The organism is Brucella sp. LJL56, assembly GCF_054871705.1.
Genome location: NZ_JBTXLQ010000001.1, coordinates 1,658,980 through 1,675,207, shown reverse-complemented (window position 1 = coordinate 1,675,207; position 16,228 = coordinate 1,658,980). Strand labels below are relative to the sequence as shown.

The following is a 16,228-nucleotide window of genomic DNA, read 5'->3' as shown; positions in this document are numbered from 1 at the left end:
GCCTTAATTCCCCTTCACTGCAGCGACGATCTTCTGCGCCGCATCGTCGAGATCGTCGGCCGAAATGACGTTCAGGCCGCTCTCGTTGATGATCTTCTTGCCGAGTTCGACATTGGTGCCTTCGAGACGGACAACCAGAGGAACCTTGAGGCCGACTTCCTTGACCGCAGCGATCACGCCTTCGGCAATGACGTCGCACTTCATGATGCCACCGAAGATGTTGACCAGAATGCCCTGGACAGCCGGGTCAGCGGTGATGATCTTGAACGCAGCCGTCACCTTCTCCTTGGAAGCGCCGCCACCAACATCGAGGAAGTTGGCAGGTTCTGCGCCATAGAGCTTGATGATGTCCATCGTTGCCATGGCAAGGCCCGCGCCGTTGACCATGCAGCCGATATTGCCGTCGAGAGCGACGTAAGCGAGGTCGTACTTGGAAGCTTCGATCTCTTTTTCGTCTTCTTCCGACAGGTCGCGCAGTTCCTGAATGTCAGGATGACGGAACAGCGCATTGCCATCGAACGATACCTTGGCGTCGAGAACGCGCACGCGGCCATCGGTCATGACGATCAGCGGGTTGATCTCGAGAAGGCTCATGTCCTTTTCGGTGAACGCCTTGTAGAGGATCGGGAACAGCTTGACGCCGTCTTCACGAGCCTGACCTTCAAGCTTCAGCGCGTCGGCGAGCTTGCTGGCGTCTTCGTCCGTCACACCCTTGGCCGGATCGATGGCAACGGTGACGATCTTTTCAGGGGTTTCTTCGGCAACGGCTTCGATATCCATGCCGCCTTCGGTCGAAACGACGAAAGCCGGACGGCCAACGGTGCGGTCGATCAGGATCGAGAGATAAAGCTCGCGAGCGATATCGGCACCGTCTTCGATGTAAAGGCGGTTGACCTGCTTGCCTGCAGGACCGGTCTGCTTGGTGACGAGCGTATGCCCAAGCATTTCCTTCGCATTGGCAACCACTTCCTCGACAGACTTGGCGAGGCGCACGCCGCCCTTTGCATCGGCTGGCAGTTCCTTGAACTTGCCCTTGCCGCGTCCGCCAGCATGGATCTGGCTCTTGACGACATAAAGCGGTCCGGGAAGCGTCTTTGCCCATTCTTCCGCCTGTTCGACGGAATAGACAGCCACACCATTGGCGATCGGAGCGCCGTAGGTGTGAAGCAGGCGCTTAGCCTGGTATTCGTGAATATTCATCTGGTTGTCCTCTGCGGATTCCCGGTCCGTTGCATATTGGGATTGAACGGAACCGGTACGGATTGACAGCCGGAAAAGGCCGGAGCCGCCCGCAGGCGACAATCCGGCCTTGTCTGGAATTTACTTCAGCGACGGAGCGATGCCGATGCAGGCTTCGCAAAGACCGGCGACAGATGCCACCGACTTGTCGAACTCGGCCTTTTCGTTCTTGTCGAGATCAATTTCAATGATGCGCTCGACGCCATTGGCGCCAATCACGGTCGGCACGCCGACATACATGTCCTTGACGCCATACTGGCCAGTCAACTGTGCTGCCACTGGCAGAACGCGCTTCTTGTCCTTGAGGTAGGATTCAGCCATCTGGATGGCCGATGCAGCCGGAGCGTAGAAAGCCGAACCGGTCTTGAGGAGACCGACGATTTCCGCGCCGCCGTCACGGGTGCGCTGGATGATCTTGTCTAGCTTGTCCTGGCTGGTCCAGCCCATCTTGACGAGGTCTGGCAGCGGGATGCCTGCAACGGTCGAGTAACGGGCCAGCGGAACCATGCTGTCGCCGTGGCCGCCCAGCACGAATGCCGTGACGTCTTCAACCGAAACGTTGAATTCTTCCGAGAGGAAATAACGGAAGCGGGCGCTGTCGAGAACGCCAGCCATGCCGACGACCTTGTGCGCCGGAAGACCGGAGAACTTCTGCAGCGCCCAGACCATGGCGTCCAATGGATTGGTGATGCAGATGACGAAAGCTTCAGGGGCATATTTCTTGATGCCCGCGCCTACCTGTTCCATCACCTTGAGGTTGATGCCCAGAAGGTCGTCGCGGCTCATGCCCGGCTTGCGCGGCACGCCTGCGGTCACGATGACAACGTCTGCGCCTTCGATTGCTGCGTAGTCGTTGGCGCCGGTGTATTTCGCATCAAAACCGTCAACCGGTGAAGATTCGGCGATATCCAGTCCCTTACCCTGCGGGATGCCTTCCGCAATGTCGAAAAGGACGACGTCGCCGAGTTCCTTCAGACCAGCCAGATGGGCGAGCGTGCCGCCGATCATGCCGGAGCCGATGAGGGCAATCTTGTTGCGTGCCATGATTGTTTCTTTCCTCACTTTTGATCCAGAAACGCATCAAGCCATCCGGAATCCTCGCCGGAAACGCTCAAGCGTTGGAACTGCGAGATAGGACTCTTTGGCGATAAACTCAACTCATTATTTTGCGACTAATGTTTTCAATCGGTTAGAATTAATGGTTCTTACGTAAACGTAAGATAATTTGTCAATATCAAGGCAAAACCACCCTCTCCTACCGCCGCGAACCATCCCCGGCGAAGCGGTGACGGAGCGACTGGCAAGCTGCCAATTCCAACAACGTTGTGCACCTGTTCAAAACCGGCCCCGATTTAAAACTGATGCAGTATCGAAAGTCCGGCACGAAAGTGCCACACCTTCCGCATGAATTGCGCGAGCAACATAGCCCACCGGGCTTATAAGTCCAGTCTGTGGCAGTCTGATGATAGGGCAGTTGATGTGCAGGCTGTTTATCCGGCCTTGCCGGGCGGCTCGGCCAGATAATCCGCGCTCTGCATCTCGAAGAGACGGGAAGCAGTGCGATCGAACTCGAAGGCCTCCGTACCCTTGCTGGCAAGATAGAGCTTTTCCGGCTGGGCTTCTGCGGAAATGAATACCCGCGCGTGGTGATCGTAGAGCACGTCGACCAGCAGAATGAAGCGCTTGGCCTCGTTGCGGCGTGAATAGTCCAACACCGGAACATCATCGATGAACAAGGTCGGATAGTGTTTCACGATGGCGATATAGTCCGAGGCACCAAGCGGCTTCGAACAGAGCGCATCGAAAGTGAAGCGCGCCGCGCCGTGCACGGCACGGGCGACCTCGATGTCGCGTCCCTTAATGCGGATGACGTCGGACTTTTCATGCGCGCCGTCCTTTTGCGCCGTCCAGGCCGCATCCATGCGCTTTGCCATCTCAGGACCAAGTGGCGACAGATAGACCGGCTGGCGGTCGAGTTTCTCCAGACGGTAATCGGTGCGCGAATCGAGGTTGATCACATCGACATGCTGCTTGAGAATATCAATGAAGGGCAGGAAGAGCTGCCGGTTCAGCCCATCGCGATAAAGATTGTCCGGCGCGACGTTGGATGTCGCCACCAGAACCACGCCACGGGCGAACAAGGCGCTGAACAGGCGCGACAGGATCATCGCATCGGCAATATCGGTCACGGTGAATTCGTCGAAACACAGCACCCAGGCCTGCTGGCTCAAGGCATCTGCGACCGGCGGGATCGGATCGTCCTGCTTGGTCTCGCCACGTTTATGCGCCTGACGATGCGCATAGATACGCTCGTGCACATCGGCCATGAAATCGTTGAAATGCGCGCGGCGCTTGCGTTCCACCGGAAGAAGCGAAAAGAACATGTCCATCAGCATGGTCTTGCCGCGCCCGACCTCGCCGTGCACGTAAAGCCCCTTGATGATGCTCGTTGCCTCCTTGCGCTTGCCGAACAGCCAGCCGAGCGCGCTCGACTTGCGTGACAGGCGTTTGGTGCAGATTTCCTCGATCAGCCGGTCATAACGGACGGTGAGTTCGAGTTGAGCGGGATCGGCTTCCACATCGCCCGCCGCGACCATCGCGTCGTAGTGTTCGCGAACCGAGGGGAACGCCTTCAGATTACCGTCGAAAGACATGATTGCTTCCGTTCAACCTTTCAATTGCAAAAACGGCGGACCATCTCGCGATGGTCCGCCTGTCTTTAGAGCGCATCCCGAAAAGTGTGAAACGGTTTTCGGGCAATATGCGCGGCAAGCTCCAAGCGAAAGAATGTCTTAGCGCGAAAGCGACACGGCCTGACCGCCCGAAGTCTGTCCGTCGAAACGGCTCTGTCCCGAAGAATAGAGCGAAGCGACGGTACCGCCATTCGCATCATAGAGAACGAGCTGCTTGCCGTTGACGGCCCAGGAAGCGAGATTGCCGAGTTCACCCGGGCAGCGCAACGGACCTGCGCGGAAGCCCTGACCATATTTGGTCTGCGGCGTCGCGATCTTGCAGCTCTGGCCGCCAAGCGATGCGTTCCAGACACCGGCGACGGAGCCCGGCGTCAGATCGGGCGCGGATGCCGGCGGCAGGCTTGCAACCTGTGAGCCGGGCTGTGCATTCGGGTCCGTGGTCGGAGCCGTCGGAAACTGCGAAGCATTGGGAGAATTGAGGTTGCCCTTCTGCACCGAGCCTGCCGGAGCCGCATTGACCGGCGGAGGTGGCGGTGGTGGCGAAACCGTATCGAGATTGCCAAACCGGGAGCTCTGGCACCCGGCCAGAACAATGCCAGCCGCCGCGAGGCTGAGCAGACTTGCTTTCGAAATTCCCATCTGGTTCTCCATTTCCGCATTTCTCATCAGGGGTGGGGATGCCCCGGACTTCCTACCGAAGCCCTGCATTGTGACAATATTGGACCGATAAAATGGCTATATGGTTAAAAAAGCAACACCGGCACCTGTCATTTTTGCCTCCCAAACTCTTTAAGAATGCTCGAAACCGCTTAATAATCTTGAAACTGGGACAGGAAGGCCACAGTTTCCCTGATATTGCCGTCTGTTCTGAGAAAACATCTGCGCCACAACTTTTCGCAATCTGATGCGGGTACTGGCAATTTGCGGGCTTTTCCGCCATATAGACGCTAATTGTCCCATAGGCTTTATCGACCAAAGCCACAGGAAAACGGAACCACGATAGTTATGGCCACCAGGGCAGCCTTCGCCAAGATGAACGGGCTCGGCAATCAGATCATCGTTGCCGACATGCGCGGCCGCGCGGACCGGATTACGCCTGAAGCTGCGATCCGTCTTGCAGGCGACAGCGAAACCGCTTTCGATCAGATCATGGCGATCCATGACCCGAGCATAGCGGGAACCGACAACTATATCGCCATCATCAATTGCGATGGCACGGAAGCGCAGGCTTGCGGCAATGGCACGCGCTGCGTCGTGCAGGCGCTGGCCGCCGAGACCGGCAAGCAGGATTTCACGTTTGAAACCCGCGCCGGAATTCTCACCGCGACCGAGCATGAGGACGGCCTGATTTCAGTCGATATGGGCAAGCCGCGCTTCGACTGGCAGGACATTCCACTTGCCGAAGAATTTCGCGATACGCGCATGATCGAATTGCAGGTCGGCCCCATCGACGCGCCGGTGCTGCATTCGCCGTCGGTCGCATCCATGGGCAACCCGCACGCAATCTTCTGGGTCGACCGCGATGTCTGGTCCTATGAGCTGGAAAAGTTCGGGCCGCTTCTGGAGCATCATCCAATCTTTCCTGAGCGCGCCAATATCTCGATTGCCCATGTCACCTCGCCCGAGACAATCGATCTGCGCACATGGGAGCGCGGTGCAGGCCTGACCCGCGCCTGTGGTTCCGCCGCCTGCGCCGCCGCCGTTTCGGCAGCGCGCACACGCCGCACCGGGCGCACCGTCACCGTCAATGTTCCCGGCGGCCCGCTCAGGATCGAATGGCGCGACGACGATCATGTCATGATGACCGGCCCCGCCGAATGGGAGTTCTCAGGCACTTTCGATCCTGCGACCGGCGAATGGAGACGCGACGCCCAGAATGACAAGCCAACTGACAGGGGTGCGGCCTGATGTCGGTGGAAGTCGTAACATTCGGATGCCGTCTCAACACCTATGAATCAGAGGTGATGAAACGCGAAGCCGATGCCGCCGGACTTGGCGAATTGAAGGATGGCGCGATCATCTTCAACACCTGCGCCGTGACGGCGGAAGCCGTGCGACAGGCGCGTCAGGCGATCCGCAAGGCCCGCCGTGAAAACCCGGAAGCGCGCATCATCGTCACCGGCTGTGCTGCGCAAACCGAAGCGGACAATTTTGCCGCCATGGACGAAGTCGACCTCATTCTTGGCAATGAGGAAAAACTGAAATCCAATTCCTACCGGATGTTGCCGGATTTCGGCGTCAACCAGTTCGAGAAGGTCCGCGTCAACGACATTATGGAAGTGCGCGAAACCGCAAGCCATATGGTTGATGCGATTGAAGGCCGGGCGCGTGCTTTCGTGCAAGTACAGAACGGCTGCGATCATCGCTGCACCTTCTGCATCATTCCTTATGGTCGCGGTAATTCCCGCTCCGTTCCGATGGGCGCGGTGGTGGATCAGGTCAAGCGCCTTGTCGGCAACGGTTATGCCGAAGTGGTGCTGACCGGCGTGGACATGACCTCCTATGGTCCCGATCTTCCGGGAAGCCTGCGTCTCGGCAAGCTGGTAAAAACGGTTCTCAACCAAGTGCCGGATCTGCAGCGCCTGCGTCTTTCCTCCATCGATTCCATCGAGGCCGATGACGATCTGATGGATGCGATTGCCAATGAAAAGCGCCTTATGCCGCATCTTCACCTGTCGCTACAGGCGGGCGACGACATGATCCTCAAGCGCATGAAGCGCCGCCATCTGCGCGACGATTCGATCCGCTTCTGCGAAACGGTGCGTGGGCTTCGCCCCGATATCGTGTTCGGTGCAGACATCATCGCCGGTTTCCCGACTGAAACCGAAGAGATGTTCGCAAATTCGATGAAGATCATCGAGGAATGCGGACTGTCCCACCTGCACGTCTTCCCCTACAGCGCACGCGAAGGCACACCTGCCGCCCGCATGCCACAAGTACGGCGCGAAATCGTCAAGGAACGTGCAGCGCGTTTGCGTGCCGAAGGTGACCGCGCTTATGAAAAGCACCTCGCTTCTCTCAACGGCACTGTGCAGCGCCTGTTGGTCGAGAAGGAAGGCATTGCGCGCACGGAAGGCTTTACGCTGGCATCGGTGGACCGCGGCGCACCGGGCGAAATCATCGAACGTATCGTGACAGGCCATGACGGTGAGAAACTCCTCACCCGTCAGGCAGAGCCGCAAGCGGCTTAAAGCTTAAGGGCATCAGATTTCATGGCAATGGGTTTCATCAAGAAAATGTTCTCCTTCGGCAAGAAGGAGGTCGAGGAAAAGCCGGTCGAACAACCGGCTCCCGATGCCGTGGAAGCGGCGATAGAAACCCAGCTTCCTGAAACCGTTGAAACGCCCAAAATTACTCAAACAGATACCGTTGAAGTGGTCGTTTCCGAACCGGAAGCACCAGTGACCTTCGACGAGCCTGAGCCGGTAGAAGAGCCTGCGACTGAAACAGTTGAGGAGGAAAAGGCCGAACCGGAGCATCCGGTTACCGAGATTGAAATCCCGATTGAACAGCCCCCGGTAATGGAACCAATCGCGGTTGAAGCAACTGTGCCGGAACCTGTTGTCGAGCCAGAGCCCGAATCTGTTGCTGAACCCGAACAGCCGGAAGTCGCAAAAGCTCCGGATACATCGGTTGCAGAGGAAGCGGTCGAACCCGCGCCTCAGCCAGAACCGGTGAAGCCCAAGAAGGTCAAGGTCGCCAAGGCCGTTGAAGAACATCAGGAAGAAGCGCCGGTTGAAGCAGCGCCTGAGCCAAAGCTGTCCTGGTTCGAGCGGCTACGTCGCGGCCTGCTCCGTTCATCGAATTCATTGAGCGAATCCATCGGCGGCATTTTCACCAAGCGCAAGCTCGATGATGACACGTTGCAGGATCTCGAAGACGTACTCATTCAGGCCGATCTCGGGCTTGAAACCGCCATGCGCGTGACCGATGCGCTTGCCTCGGGTCGCTACGGCAAGGACGTGACGGGCGAGGAAGTACGCACCATCATGGGTGCGGAAATCGAAAAGGTTCTAGGTCCGGTGGCAAAGCCGCTGGAGCTTGACCTGTCGCACAAGCCGCATGTGATCCTGGTCGTCGGTGTCAATGGCACCGGCAAGACCACCACAATCGGCAAGCTTGCCGCAAAGCTTACCGCAGGCGGTCTCAAGGTCATGCTGGCGGCAGGCGATACATTCCGCGCGGCCGCCATCGAGCAGTTGCATATCTGGGGCGAACGCACCGGTTCGCCGGTTGTCTCCTCCAAGCTCGGCGCCGATGCGGCGGGCCTTGCCTATGATGCATGGGAAAAGGCCAAGGAAGCGGGCAGCGACGTTCTCATCATCGATACGGCAGGACGGTTGCAGAACAAGGCCGAACTGATGGACGAGCTTGCGAAGATCGTGCGCGTGCTGGGCAAGCATGATCCGGAAGCTCCACATACGGTGCTGCAGACACTCGATGCCACCACCGGCCAGAATGCCCTTAATCAGGTCGAAATCTTCAAGAATATTGCCGGTGTCAACGGTCTGGTCATGACCAAGCTTGACGGCACGGCACGGGGCGGCATTCTTGTCGCCATCTCGGCCAAGCATAAACTGCCGATCTATTTCATCGGCGTCGGCGAAGGTGTCGACGATCTGGAACCTTTTGCGGCCAAGGATTTTGCCCGCGCCATCGCAGGAGTTGCCTGATGGAGCATCCCGTTTTCGAACGCGATCCGTCACAAAAGACCGAAGCAGAACGCAAGGAAGTCCCGCCGCTGCTCAAGCTCGCGCTGGAGCTGGGACCACTTCTTGTCTTCTTTTTCGCCAATGCGCGTGGAGAAAGCCTGATCGAGCGTTTCCCGGTGCTGGCTTCCATCGGCGCGCCGATCTTTCTGGCAACGGCCCTATTCATGGCCGCAACTGTGATCGCGCTCGCCATTTCATGGACAATGACGCGCACACTGCCCATCATGCCGCTTGTTTCCGGCATCGTGGTTCTGGTGTTCGGTGCGCTGACGCTCTGGCTGCACAACGACACCTTCATCAAGATGAAGCCCACCATCGTCAACACGCTGTTCGGTGTGATTCTGCTCGGCGGGCTTTTCTTCGGCAAGTCCCTGCTCGGCTATGTGTTTGATTCGGCTTTCAAGCTGGATGCCGAAGGCTGGAGAAAGCTGACGCTGCGCTGGGGCCTGTTCTTCATCTTTCTCGCCGTAGTCAACGAGCTTGTCTGGCGGAACTTCTCGACCGATGCCTGGGTATCGTTCAAGGTGTGGGGCATTATGCCCATCACCATTGTCTTCACGCTTTTACAAATGCCGCTTATCCAGAAGCATTCACTGACGGAAGACAACTAGTCCGCATAGCAATAAAAGGAAGGACGCCATGAACGGGATCGCACCACGGCTTGAAATCGAACAGTTCATCTGCCGCAGCGATAATTACGGCGTCCTGATCCACGACCCGCAAAGTGCGCTGACCGCATCCATTGATGCGCCTGATGCAGCGGCAATCGAAGCGGCGCTGAAGCGGCGCGGCTGGACGCTCGATTTTATCTTCACCACGCACCACCATCTCGACCACGTCGAGGGCAATGAAACGCTGAAGGCAAAGTTCGGGGTCAGCATCATCGGCCCCAAGGCCGAAGAAGCAAAGATTCCCGGCATCGACCGGACCGTGAAGGACGGCGACGAATTCACATTCGGTCTCTTTCGCGTCAAGACCATCGCAACGCCGGGTCATACGGCGGGCGAAGTGTCCTATTATCTTCCCGATGCGAAAGCCGTCTTCACAGGCGATACGCTGTTCGCACTGGGCTGCGGACGGCTTTTCGAGGGAACGCCGCTCACCATGTTCCAGTCATTGCAGAAGCTGATTGCGCTTCCCGGCGACACGGCGATCTATTGCGGCCATGAATATACCGAAAGCAATGCCCGCTTTGCGCTCACCATCGACCCCGCCAATTCCGCGCTCAAGGAACGCGCCGCCGAGATTGCAAGGCTTCGTGCCGCCGATCGCATGACATTGCAGTCAAGCATCGCGCTTGAAATGGCGACGAACCCCTTCCTGCGCTGGCATGATGCCGGCATTCGCAGCCGCCTCGGCCTGCAGGATGCACCCGACGAAGCCGTGTTTGCCGAAATACGCAAGCGCAAGGATATGTTCTGACATAGTATAAAAGCATTTCCAGCAAAAGTGCGAAGCGGTTTTGCGTAGGATAATGCGTAGAAACAACACGCGAATCGTTCCACAGTTCGAGGATAGAACAATGACGGTGTTTTCCCGTTTCAAGATTGCAGGCTGCGCCGTTTTCCTCGGCCTTTCCCTTATCGCCCTGCCCGTTTCCACAGGCGTCGCGTTTGCTGACGACCTGCTCGATGTCGCGCCGAAGCAGACGCCTGCCGAAATCAACAATTTCAAGCTGAGCGAAGATTTCCTGTCACGCATGGAAAAAGTGCAGGAACAGCTAGGCGGCATGGAACTTTCCGCGACTGAAGAGGAAGGCCAGGATGCCACGCCATCATTCGCCAAGATGGTAAAGAGCATCGAATCCCGCCCGCAAGTGGTGGAAGTGCTCAAGGCTCAGAATATTACGCCTAGCGATTATATTCTCGGCTATTTTGCCCTGATGAGCAGCCTTGCCGCCGCAGACGCCGAGAGTGAACCGCAGCTCGTCGACGAATTGAAGGACATCAATCCCGAACATCTCGCCTTCGGCAAGCAATATAGCGAGCGCATCCGCGTTCTGATCGGCGAGTAACACATCACGAAGAAAGAGAGACGAACCGGCGGTTTCGCCGGTTCTTTTGTTTTATCGCGCCGGTTGCCTGAGAAGCCGCAAAGCGTTGAGCGTCACGAGAACGGTTGCACCTGTATCGGCCAGAATGGCGGGCCACAGGCCGGTGATGCCCAGCACGGTGGTGACCAGAAAGACAGCCTTCAATCCAAGCGCTATGGCAATGTTCTGATGGATATTGCGCATGGTTCGCTTGGAAAGGTCGACCATTTCCGCCACATCGCCAACGCGGCCGTGTAGAACTGCGGCGTCGGCTGTTTCCAGCGCCACGTCCGTGCCGCCACCCATGGCGATGCCGACATCGGCTGCAGCCAGTGCTGGTGCATCGTTGATGCCATCACCGATCTTGGCGACAACCAGTCCCTGTTTACGCAACTCTCCGACGATGCGCTGCTTGTCTTCCGGCAGAAGCTCTGCCCGCACCTCAATACCAAGGTCGCGACCAATGGCTTCTGCGGTACGACGATTATCGCCGGTCAGCATGACCGTGCGAATATTGGCCGCCTTCAGTTCCTGCAAACCGGCAATGGCATCGGCGCGCGGTTCATCACGCATCGCGACTGCACCGGCAATCTTGCCATTGGCAACAAGGACAGAAACGGTCTTGCCTTCATCGTTGCAGGCAGCAATACGGCTCGCCAGCGCATCCGGAATGGTCGCAATATCATTGGCGGCGCGGCGCGAGCCCAGAAACAGGTCCATTTCACCAACCGTCCCTGAAACACCCTTGCCACCATGGGCCTTACCCTGCATGATAGCGGATAGTTTCAGACTGCGCTGCTCTGCGGCACCGACAATCGCCAGCGCCAGCGGATGGCTTGAGCCCGCATCCAGAGAGCCTGCAAGACGCAGCACCTCATCTTCGGACAGATCACCAGCGAGAACGTCTGTCACCTTCGGCTTGCCTTCGGTCAGCGTGCCGGTCTTGTCGAAGCAGGCCGCCGTGATTTTGCCAATGGTTTCCAGAACCGCACCACCTTTCATCAGAAGGCCGCGCCGTGCGCCCGACGACAGAGCCGCTGCAATGGCAGCAGGTGTGGATATGACCAGCGCGCAAGGACAACCGATCAGAAGGATCGCAAGCCCCTTGTAGACCCATTCATTCCAGTCACCCCCCGCAACAAGCGGCGGCAGAATGGCGACGAGCGCGGCCACAACCACGACGCCCGGCGTGTAATAGGTCGAGAAACGATTGATGAAACGTTCCGTCGGCGCCTTGGCTTCCTGCGCTTCCTCAACCAGCCGCACAACGCGGGCGATGGTGTTGTCCTGCGCGGCAGCGGTAACCCGGACCCGCAGCACGCCGTCGCCATTGATCGTGCCGGCAAAAACCGTGCCGCCTTCAGCCTTCCCGACCGGCGTGCTTTCACCTGTAACCGGTGCCTCATCGACAGCACTTTCACCCGTCAGGATTTCGCCGTCGGCAGGCATGCGGTCGCCGGGACGCACGGAAATCACATCGCCAACCGCCAGACCTTCGGCGGCAACTTCCGTGGTCGTCCCGTTTTTCTCAAGGAATGCAGTCTTCGGCACCAGTGCGGTCAGGGATTGAATGCTGGCACGCGCCTTTCCTGCGGCAACGCCTTCCAGAAGCTCACCGACCAGGAACAGAAACACGACGGCTGCCGCTTCCTCGGTCGCGCCGATGAACATTGCGCCCACGGCAGCAATCGTCATCAGCATCTCGATGGAAAACGGCGTGCCGTTGATGGCCGCCATATAGGCGCGCTTGGCAATCGGCACGAGACCGATCAGCATGGCAGCCGTAAAGGCCCAGAGCGCGATGGTTGGATAAAGATGCCCGACAATATAGGCCGCGACCAGCCCGCCGCCGCAGGCCAACATCATCTGACCTTTTTTCGAGCGCCACCACGGCAGTGGCTTTGCCGGCGCTATTGTGTTCCGCGCTGAACTGGCACCGGGGAGAGCCATTTCAGCAAGCGCGGTCTTGTAGCCAAGCGCCGTTACCTTTCCGGCAATTTCGTCGCTCTTTGCCGTTCCATCATGATTGACGGTCATCGCGCCATTGGTCACCGAAACGGACACATCCGTCACGCCCGACAGGCGCCGCACGGCAGTATCGATCTTGGCTGCGCAGGATGCGCAATCCATACCGTCGACCTGAAAGCGGAAACTGTTGGCCGCTACGGCAATGACCTTGTCGTGGGTGTCATGATCATGGGCGTGATCGTGATGCCCCCCGCACGCACTATGGTCGTGGTCGTGGTGTGAATGATCGTGCGAATGCTCATGCTTCGCGACTGTTTTTTCCTCGATGAGCGGCTCAACGCCATAGCCGAGGCTGCGCACCTTGCTTGCGATCTTGTCGAGATCGCCTGTTCCATCGTGGCTGACGGTCATCGTGCCTGCCGTGACAGAAACGGACACATCCTCGATACCGCGCACACGCCGCACGGCAGTATCGATCTTGGCTGCGCAGGATGCGCAATCCATTCCATCGATGCGAAAGCGAATCTGGTTCAATATTTCACTCATGATCTGCTCTTTTCAGGATCGCTCTTGAATTGTCTTGAGCAAGGTCTACATCCTCTAGTGACTAGAGGAGCAAGCGAAAAATGATCATGAATGTATCGATCGGCGAAGCGTCGAAAGCGAGCGGCGTCAAGGTGCCGACGATCCGTTATTACGAGCAGATCGGTCTGCTGCCCTCAGCGCCGCGCAGCGACGGCAATCGCCGTCTCTACGACCAGCACGACGTCCAGCGGCTGCTGTTCATTCGCCACGCACGTGATCTGGGTTTCGAAGTGGATGCCATCCGCACCCTTCTCGATCTTCAGGACAATCCCGACCAGTCATGCGCGGCGGCCGATGCCATTGCACGCGCACGCTTGAGCGATGTGGAACATCGCATCGCAAAACTGCTCTCGCTTAAAACCGAACTGAAACGCATGCTGGAATGCACTGCCCATGGCCGGATCGACCAGTGCCGCGTTATAGAGATTCTCGGCAACCACGAGGAATGCGCACATCCCAAGCATTGAATTCTGACCGCCGGTCAGTTTACCTTGGAAAAGCGGGTAGCCTCGATCTTGAGCGTGCCGATCCGCGTGCCGATCCGGGCCACGACGGGCGCATAGATGCCCGAATTGCCGAGCGATGCGAAGGAAATCGTCATCCGGCTGCGATTGCTCAGATAATCGATTGCCTTCTTGCCCTTCTGATATCCGGAAACCGGAACAAACTTTGCCGAGCAGATAACCGATTCGCCGGTGAAGCCGTCGGTCGTAAATGATTCGGTGCCATTGAAGGCAAGCTTGATCTCCGCGCGCATCTGGCCATCGAACACACTCAGCGAGCGGTCGCAGACCGCCCGGCCGTTCTTTGCCGGTATCATCAATGCGCTCAACGGATCGCTGACATTGAGAAGGTCCTGCGGCGATGTTTCCACCCATGGATCGCGCTTTTTAACCGGCGGCTGGTTTTCTGCCGAGACGACATTGCCATTGGCAAAACGGATCGTCGTGCTCTTGTTCTTGCGGCCATGCTTATAGGCCAGATCGAAGCTCTTGGGCACGACCTTACCGCTGACCGCACTGCCGGTAACGTGTACGGTTCCGTCCGTATCGTCGAATACCCGCGCCAGACCGGAAGTCAGAAAGCGACCGTTGAGATTGTAATTGGCGCCATTGACCGTGGTTTCTATGGCCGATCGCGCAATCGAAAGCCCGAAAATGGAGATATCGTATTCGGTCCGATAAAGATCATTGGCGTTGGCCGATCCGCTCGCAAAGACCAGTCCTGCAAAGGTCAACACACCATAATGCGCCAGCCGGTGCCAGACAGGCTTCAACTTATGCGACGGTTCGATCATGCGCGCATTCCTTCCGCTAAAGCACATCTCGGAAAAATGGGAACTGGTTTTCCGATAGAGACATGCGTAAAGACAAAAACCCAAAGCAGATCCGCTTTATCCTAGCTTGCGACTTGCTTTTCGTCCGGCGTCTCCACGATGGTTTTCAACCACATTGGAACGCCACAAAGTTGCGTGAGATTCTTCGATACAGTATCTGTGCAGCAGGCAAAACCGGCGAAGTTATGATCGCAAGCTTTCGTGAAGACCGTGCGAAAGCCTGAAAACCGCGTCTTTGCGCGATGGATACGGAATCTCACTTGACTGCAACGGCTGCTGTCACTATAGAAACGCGACTTTCCCAATAGGCCGCCTGTCCGAAATCGCGCGCCAGCAGCATCAAACTGCGTTGATTGCTTGAATTCGGACATTCGGGTCGGGGCCTGAAAAGAACGTAATTGAAGGTGAGACCAAAATGTCCCGCGCTTGTGAATTGACCGGCAAGTCGGTCCAGTACGGCAACAATGTCAGCCACGCGAACAACAAGACGCGTCGCCGCTTTCTGCCGAACCTCTGCAATGTTACGCTGATCTCCGAAGCACTCGGCCAGAGCTATCGTCTGCGCGTTTCTGCCAACGCCCTGCGTTCGGTTGAGCATCGCGGCGGTCTCGATGCGTTCCTCGTCAAGTCTGACGACAAGGAACTGTCGCAGCGCGCTCGCCTGCTGAAGCGTCAGATCGCAAAGAAGCAGGCTGAAGCAGTCGCTGCCTAAGCTTCCGGCCAAACATTTCGACAAAAAAGGTCGGCTTTTGTCGGCCTTTTTTGCTGGTTCCATCACCCAGGATAAAAAAATGTCAATCGAGACACCTTCTTATTCCCGGCTTATGCCTGCGATACTGGCAATGTGCGTGGCGGTTGCCGCGTCGAACATACTTGTCCAATATCCATTCCATCATTTCGGCCTCGGTGAAGTGCTCACCTACGGCGCCTTTACCTATCCCGTCGCCTTTCTGGTCAACGACCTGACGAATCGCCGCTTCGGCCCTGCTGCCGCGCGCAAGGTCGTCTATGCCGGTTTCGTGCTTGGCGTCGTCATGTCGATCTGGCTCGCGACCCCGCGTATTGCGATTGCCTCCGGTTCCGCCTTCCTTTTCGCACAACTGATGGACATCACCGTCTTCGATCGCCTACGTCGCAAGACCTGGTGGAAGGCTCCCTTTGCCGCCGCCATGTTCGGCTCGGTGCTGGATACGATCCTGTTCTTCTCGATTGCCTTCGCAGCCGGTTTTGGCTGGATCGACAGGCTGACGGGAATGCCCGATTCGTCACTTGCTGAACCCGCATCCTTCCTCGGCCTCGGCGTGCCGCTCTGGGCGTCGCTGGCTTTCGGTGACTTCTTCGTGAAGGTCATCATGGGAACGCTGATGCTGATCCCCTATGGCGCGGTTCTCGCCGTCTTTGCTCCGACGCTTTACGCGCCAAACCGGACAAACGCCGGCTGATACCATTTCCCGAAATCTCGATCTGTTGAAGGCAATGGAAACAGGTTTTCCGCAATAAATACGTCTTATATGAACCGATATTCGATCGACGGCAGGTTTTGCCTGCGGTCTTTCTTTATCGGGACTGGTATCTATATCACGTGAAGAAAGCAAGAATCGCTTGAATTTGTTCGAGCATCAGCTTTCACGTTCCAACGTGACTATATTTATATTTAAATTAG

General features: G+C 57.5%; 15 protein-coding genes. 9 read left to right on the top strand and 6 right to left on the bottom strand.

All coding sequences use genetic code 11. From position 1 onward, the window contains the following. Positions 1–3: 3 nt before the first annotated feature. The 4 genes from sucC to ACYSN1_RS08025 all read right to left on the bottom strand — a co-directional run bounded on the left by sucC (position 4) and on the right by ACYSN1_RS08025 (position 4,571). Entirely contained in the window at positions 4–1,200 is a 1,197-nt protein-coding gene (gene sucC / locus ACYSN1_RS08040; RefSeq protein WP_461725140.1) for an ADP-forming succinate--CoA ligase subunit beta, read from the bottom strand. Positions 1,201–1,320: 120 nt separating this feature from the next. Continuing rightward, positions 1,321–2,283, bottom strand: coding sequence for a malate dehydrogenase (gene mdh / locus ACYSN1_RS08035; RefSeq protein WP_010657595.1), 963 nt, complete (start codon positions 2,281–2,283; stop codon positions 1,321–1,323). Between the two features lie 446 nt (positions 2,284–2,729). After that, positions 2,730–3,893, bottom strand: a complete 1,164-nt coding sequence (gene zapE / locus ACYSN1_RS08030) for a cell division protein ZapE (protein WP_461725139.1) — start codon at positions 3,891–3,893, stop codon at positions 2,730–2,732. Between the two features lie 138 nt (positions 3,894–4,031). Next, on the bottom strand, positions 4,032–4,571 hold the full coding sequence (locus ACYSN1_RS08025) for a protease inhibitor Inh/omp19 family protein (protein WP_461725138.1): 540 nt from the start codon (positions 4,569–4,571) through the stop codon (positions 4,032–4,034). Between the two features lie 366 nt (positions 4,572–4,937). Between ACYSN1_RS08025 and dapF the strand changes: the two genes are divergently transcribed. The 6 genes from dapF (at position 4,938) to ACYSN1_RS07995 (ending at position 10,658) form a co-directional block, all read left to right on the top strand. After that, positions 4,938–5,840: a diaminopimelate epimerase gene (dapF, locus tag ACYSN1_RS08020; RefSeq protein WP_461725137.1), complete on the top strand. Its 903-nt coding sequence runs from the start codon at positions 4,938–4,940 to the stop codon at positions 5,838–5,840. After that, on the top strand, positions 5,840–7,123 hold the full coding sequence (mtaB, locus tag ACYSN1_RS08015; protein WP_461725136.1) for a tRNA (N(6)-L-threonylcarbamoyladenosine(37)-C(2))-methylthiotransferase MtaB: 1,284 nt from the start codon (positions 5,840–5,842) through the stop codon (positions 7,121–7,123). Before dapF ends, mtaB begins: the two co-directional genes overlap by 1 nt. A 21-nt stretch (positions 7,124–7,144) precedes the next feature. Then, complete coding sequence (gene ftsY / locus ACYSN1_RS08010) at positions 7,145–8,605, top strand: signal recognition particle-docking protein FtsY (RefSeq protein WP_461725135.1); 1,461 nt, start codon at positions 7,145–7,147, stop codon at positions 8,603–8,605. After that, positions 8,605–9,255: a septation protein A gene (locus ACYSN1_RS08005; RefSeq protein ID WP_461725134.1), complete on the top strand. Its 651-nt coding sequence runs from the start codon at positions 8,605–8,607 to the stop codon at positions 9,253–9,255. Before ftsY ends, ACYSN1_RS08005 begins: the two co-directional genes overlap by 1 nt. Before the next feature lie 28 nt (positions 9,256–9,283). After that, entirely contained in the window at positions 9,284–10,066 is a 783-nt protein-coding gene (gloB, locus tag ACYSN1_RS08000) for a hydroxyacylglutathione hydrolase (RefSeq protein WP_461725133.1), read from the top strand. A 100-nt stretch (positions 10,067–10,166) separates the two neighbouring features. After that, positions 10,167–10,658 carry a hypothetical protein gene (locus ACYSN1_RS07995; protein WP_461725132.1) on the top strand — a complete coding sequence of 164 codons (492 nt, stop codon included), beginning with the start codon at positions 10,167–10,169 and terminating at the stop codon, positions 10,656–10,658. Positions 10,659–10,709: 51 nt separating this feature from the next. On the opposite strand, the gene ACYSN1_RS07990 is transcribed toward ACYSN1_RS07995, so the two are convergent. Beyond that, entirely contained in the window at positions 10,710–13,190 is a 2,481-nt protein-coding gene (locus tag ACYSN1_RS07990) for a heavy metal translocating P-type ATPase (protein WP_461725131.1), read from the bottom strand. An 80-nt stretch (positions 13,191–13,270) separates the two neighbouring features. Here ACYSN1_RS07990 and ACYSN1_RS07985 point away from each other — a divergent pair, with 80 nt between their 5' ends. Then, a complete protein-coding gene (locus tag ACYSN1_RS07985; RefSeq protein WP_461725130.1) occupies positions 13,271–13,696 on the top strand; it encodes a MerR family transcriptional regulator in 426 nt (141 codons plus the stop codon). 14 nt (positions 13,697–13,710) lie between these two features. Here ACYSN1_RS07985 and ACYSN1_RS07980 read toward each other — a convergent pair whose 3' ends face one another. Then, complete coding sequence (locus ACYSN1_RS07980; protein WP_461725129.1) at positions 13,711–14,526, bottom strand: DUF3108 domain-containing protein; 816 nt, start codon at positions 14,524–14,526, stop codon at positions 13,711–13,713. Positions 14,527–14,980: 454 nt separating this feature from the next. On the opposite strand from ACYSN1_RS07980, the gene rpmB reads away from it, so the two are divergent. Further along, positions 14,981–15,277, top strand: coding sequence for a 50S ribosomal protein L28 (rpmB, locus tag ACYSN1_RS07975; RefSeq protein ID WP_078337585.1), 297 nt, complete (start codon positions 14,981–14,983; stop codon positions 15,275–15,277). Between the two features lie 79 nt (positions 15,278–15,356). After that, positions 15,357–16,007: a queuosine precursor transporter gene (locus tag ACYSN1_RS07970; RefSeq protein ID WP_461725128.1), complete on the top strand. Its 651-nt coding sequence runs from the start codon at positions 15,357–15,359 to the stop codon at positions 16,005–16,007. The last annotated feature ends 221 nt before the right edge of the window (positions 16,008–16,228 follow it).

What these genes read in the sequence shown, in the direction of transcription:
- ACYSN1_RS08005 (WP_461725134.1), top strand. Translation starts at nt 8,605, where the DNA reads ATGGAGCATCCCGTTTTCGAACGCGATCCGTCACAAAAGACCGAAGCA.
- mdh (WP_010657595.1), bottom strand. Translation starts at nt 2,283, where the DNA reads ATGGCACGCAACAAGATTGCCCTCATCGGCTCCGGCATGATCGGCGGC.
- mtaB (WP_461725136.1), top strand. Translation starts at nt 5,840, where the DNA reads ATGTCGGTGGAAGTCGTAACATTCGGATGCCGTCTCAACACCTATGAA.
- zapE (WP_461725139.1), bottom strand. Translation starts at nt 3,893, where the DNA reads ATGTCTTTCGACGGTAATCTGAAGGCGTTCCCCTCGGTTCGCGAACAC.
- dapF (WP_461725137.1), top strand. Translation starts at nt 4,938, where the DNA reads ATGGCCACCAGGGCAGCCTTCGCCAAGATGAACGGGCTCGGCAATCAG.
- rpmB (WP_078337585.1), top strand. Translation starts at nt 14,981, where the DNA reads ATGTCCCGCGCTTGTGAATTGACCGGCAAGTCGGTCCAGTACGGCAAC.
- ACYSN1_RS07970 (WP_461725128.1), top strand. Translation starts at nt 15,357, where the DNA reads ATGTCAATCGAGACACCTTCTTATTCCCGGCTTATGCCTGCGATACTG.
- ACYSN1_RS08025 (WP_461725138.1), bottom strand. Translation starts at nt 4,571, where the DNA reads ATGGGAATTTCGAAAGCAAGTCTGCTCAGCCTCGCGGCGGCTGGCATT.
- sucC (WP_461725140.1), bottom strand. Translation starts at nt 1,200, where the DNA reads ATGAATATTCACGAATACCAGGCTAAGCGCCTGCTTCACACCTACGGC.
- ACYSN1_RS07990 (WP_461725131.1), bottom strand. Translation starts at nt 13,190, where the DNA reads ATGAGTGAAATATTGAACCAGATTCGCTTTCGCATCGATGGAATGGAT.
- ACYSN1_RS07985 (WP_461725130.1), top strand. Translation starts at nt 13,271, where the DNA reads ATGATCATGAATGTATCGATCGGCGAAGCGTCGAAAGCGAGCGGCGTC.
- ACYSN1_RS07980 (WP_461725129.1), bottom strand. Translation starts at nt 14,526, where the DNA reads ATGATCGAACCGTCGCATAAGTTGAAGCCTGTCTGGCACCGGCTGGCG.
- ACYSN1_RS07995 (WP_461725132.1), top strand. Translation starts at nt 10,167, where the DNA reads ATGACGGTGTTTTCCCGTTTCAAGATTGCAGGCTGCGCCGTTTTCCTC.
- ftsY (WP_461725135.1), top strand. Translation starts at nt 7,145, where the DNA reads ATGGCAATGGGTTTCATCAAGAAAATGTTCTCCTTCGGCAAGAAGGAG.
- gloB (WP_461725133.1), top strand. Translation starts at nt 9,284, where the DNA reads ATGAACGGGATCGCACCACGGCTTGAAATCGAACAGTTCATCTGCCGC.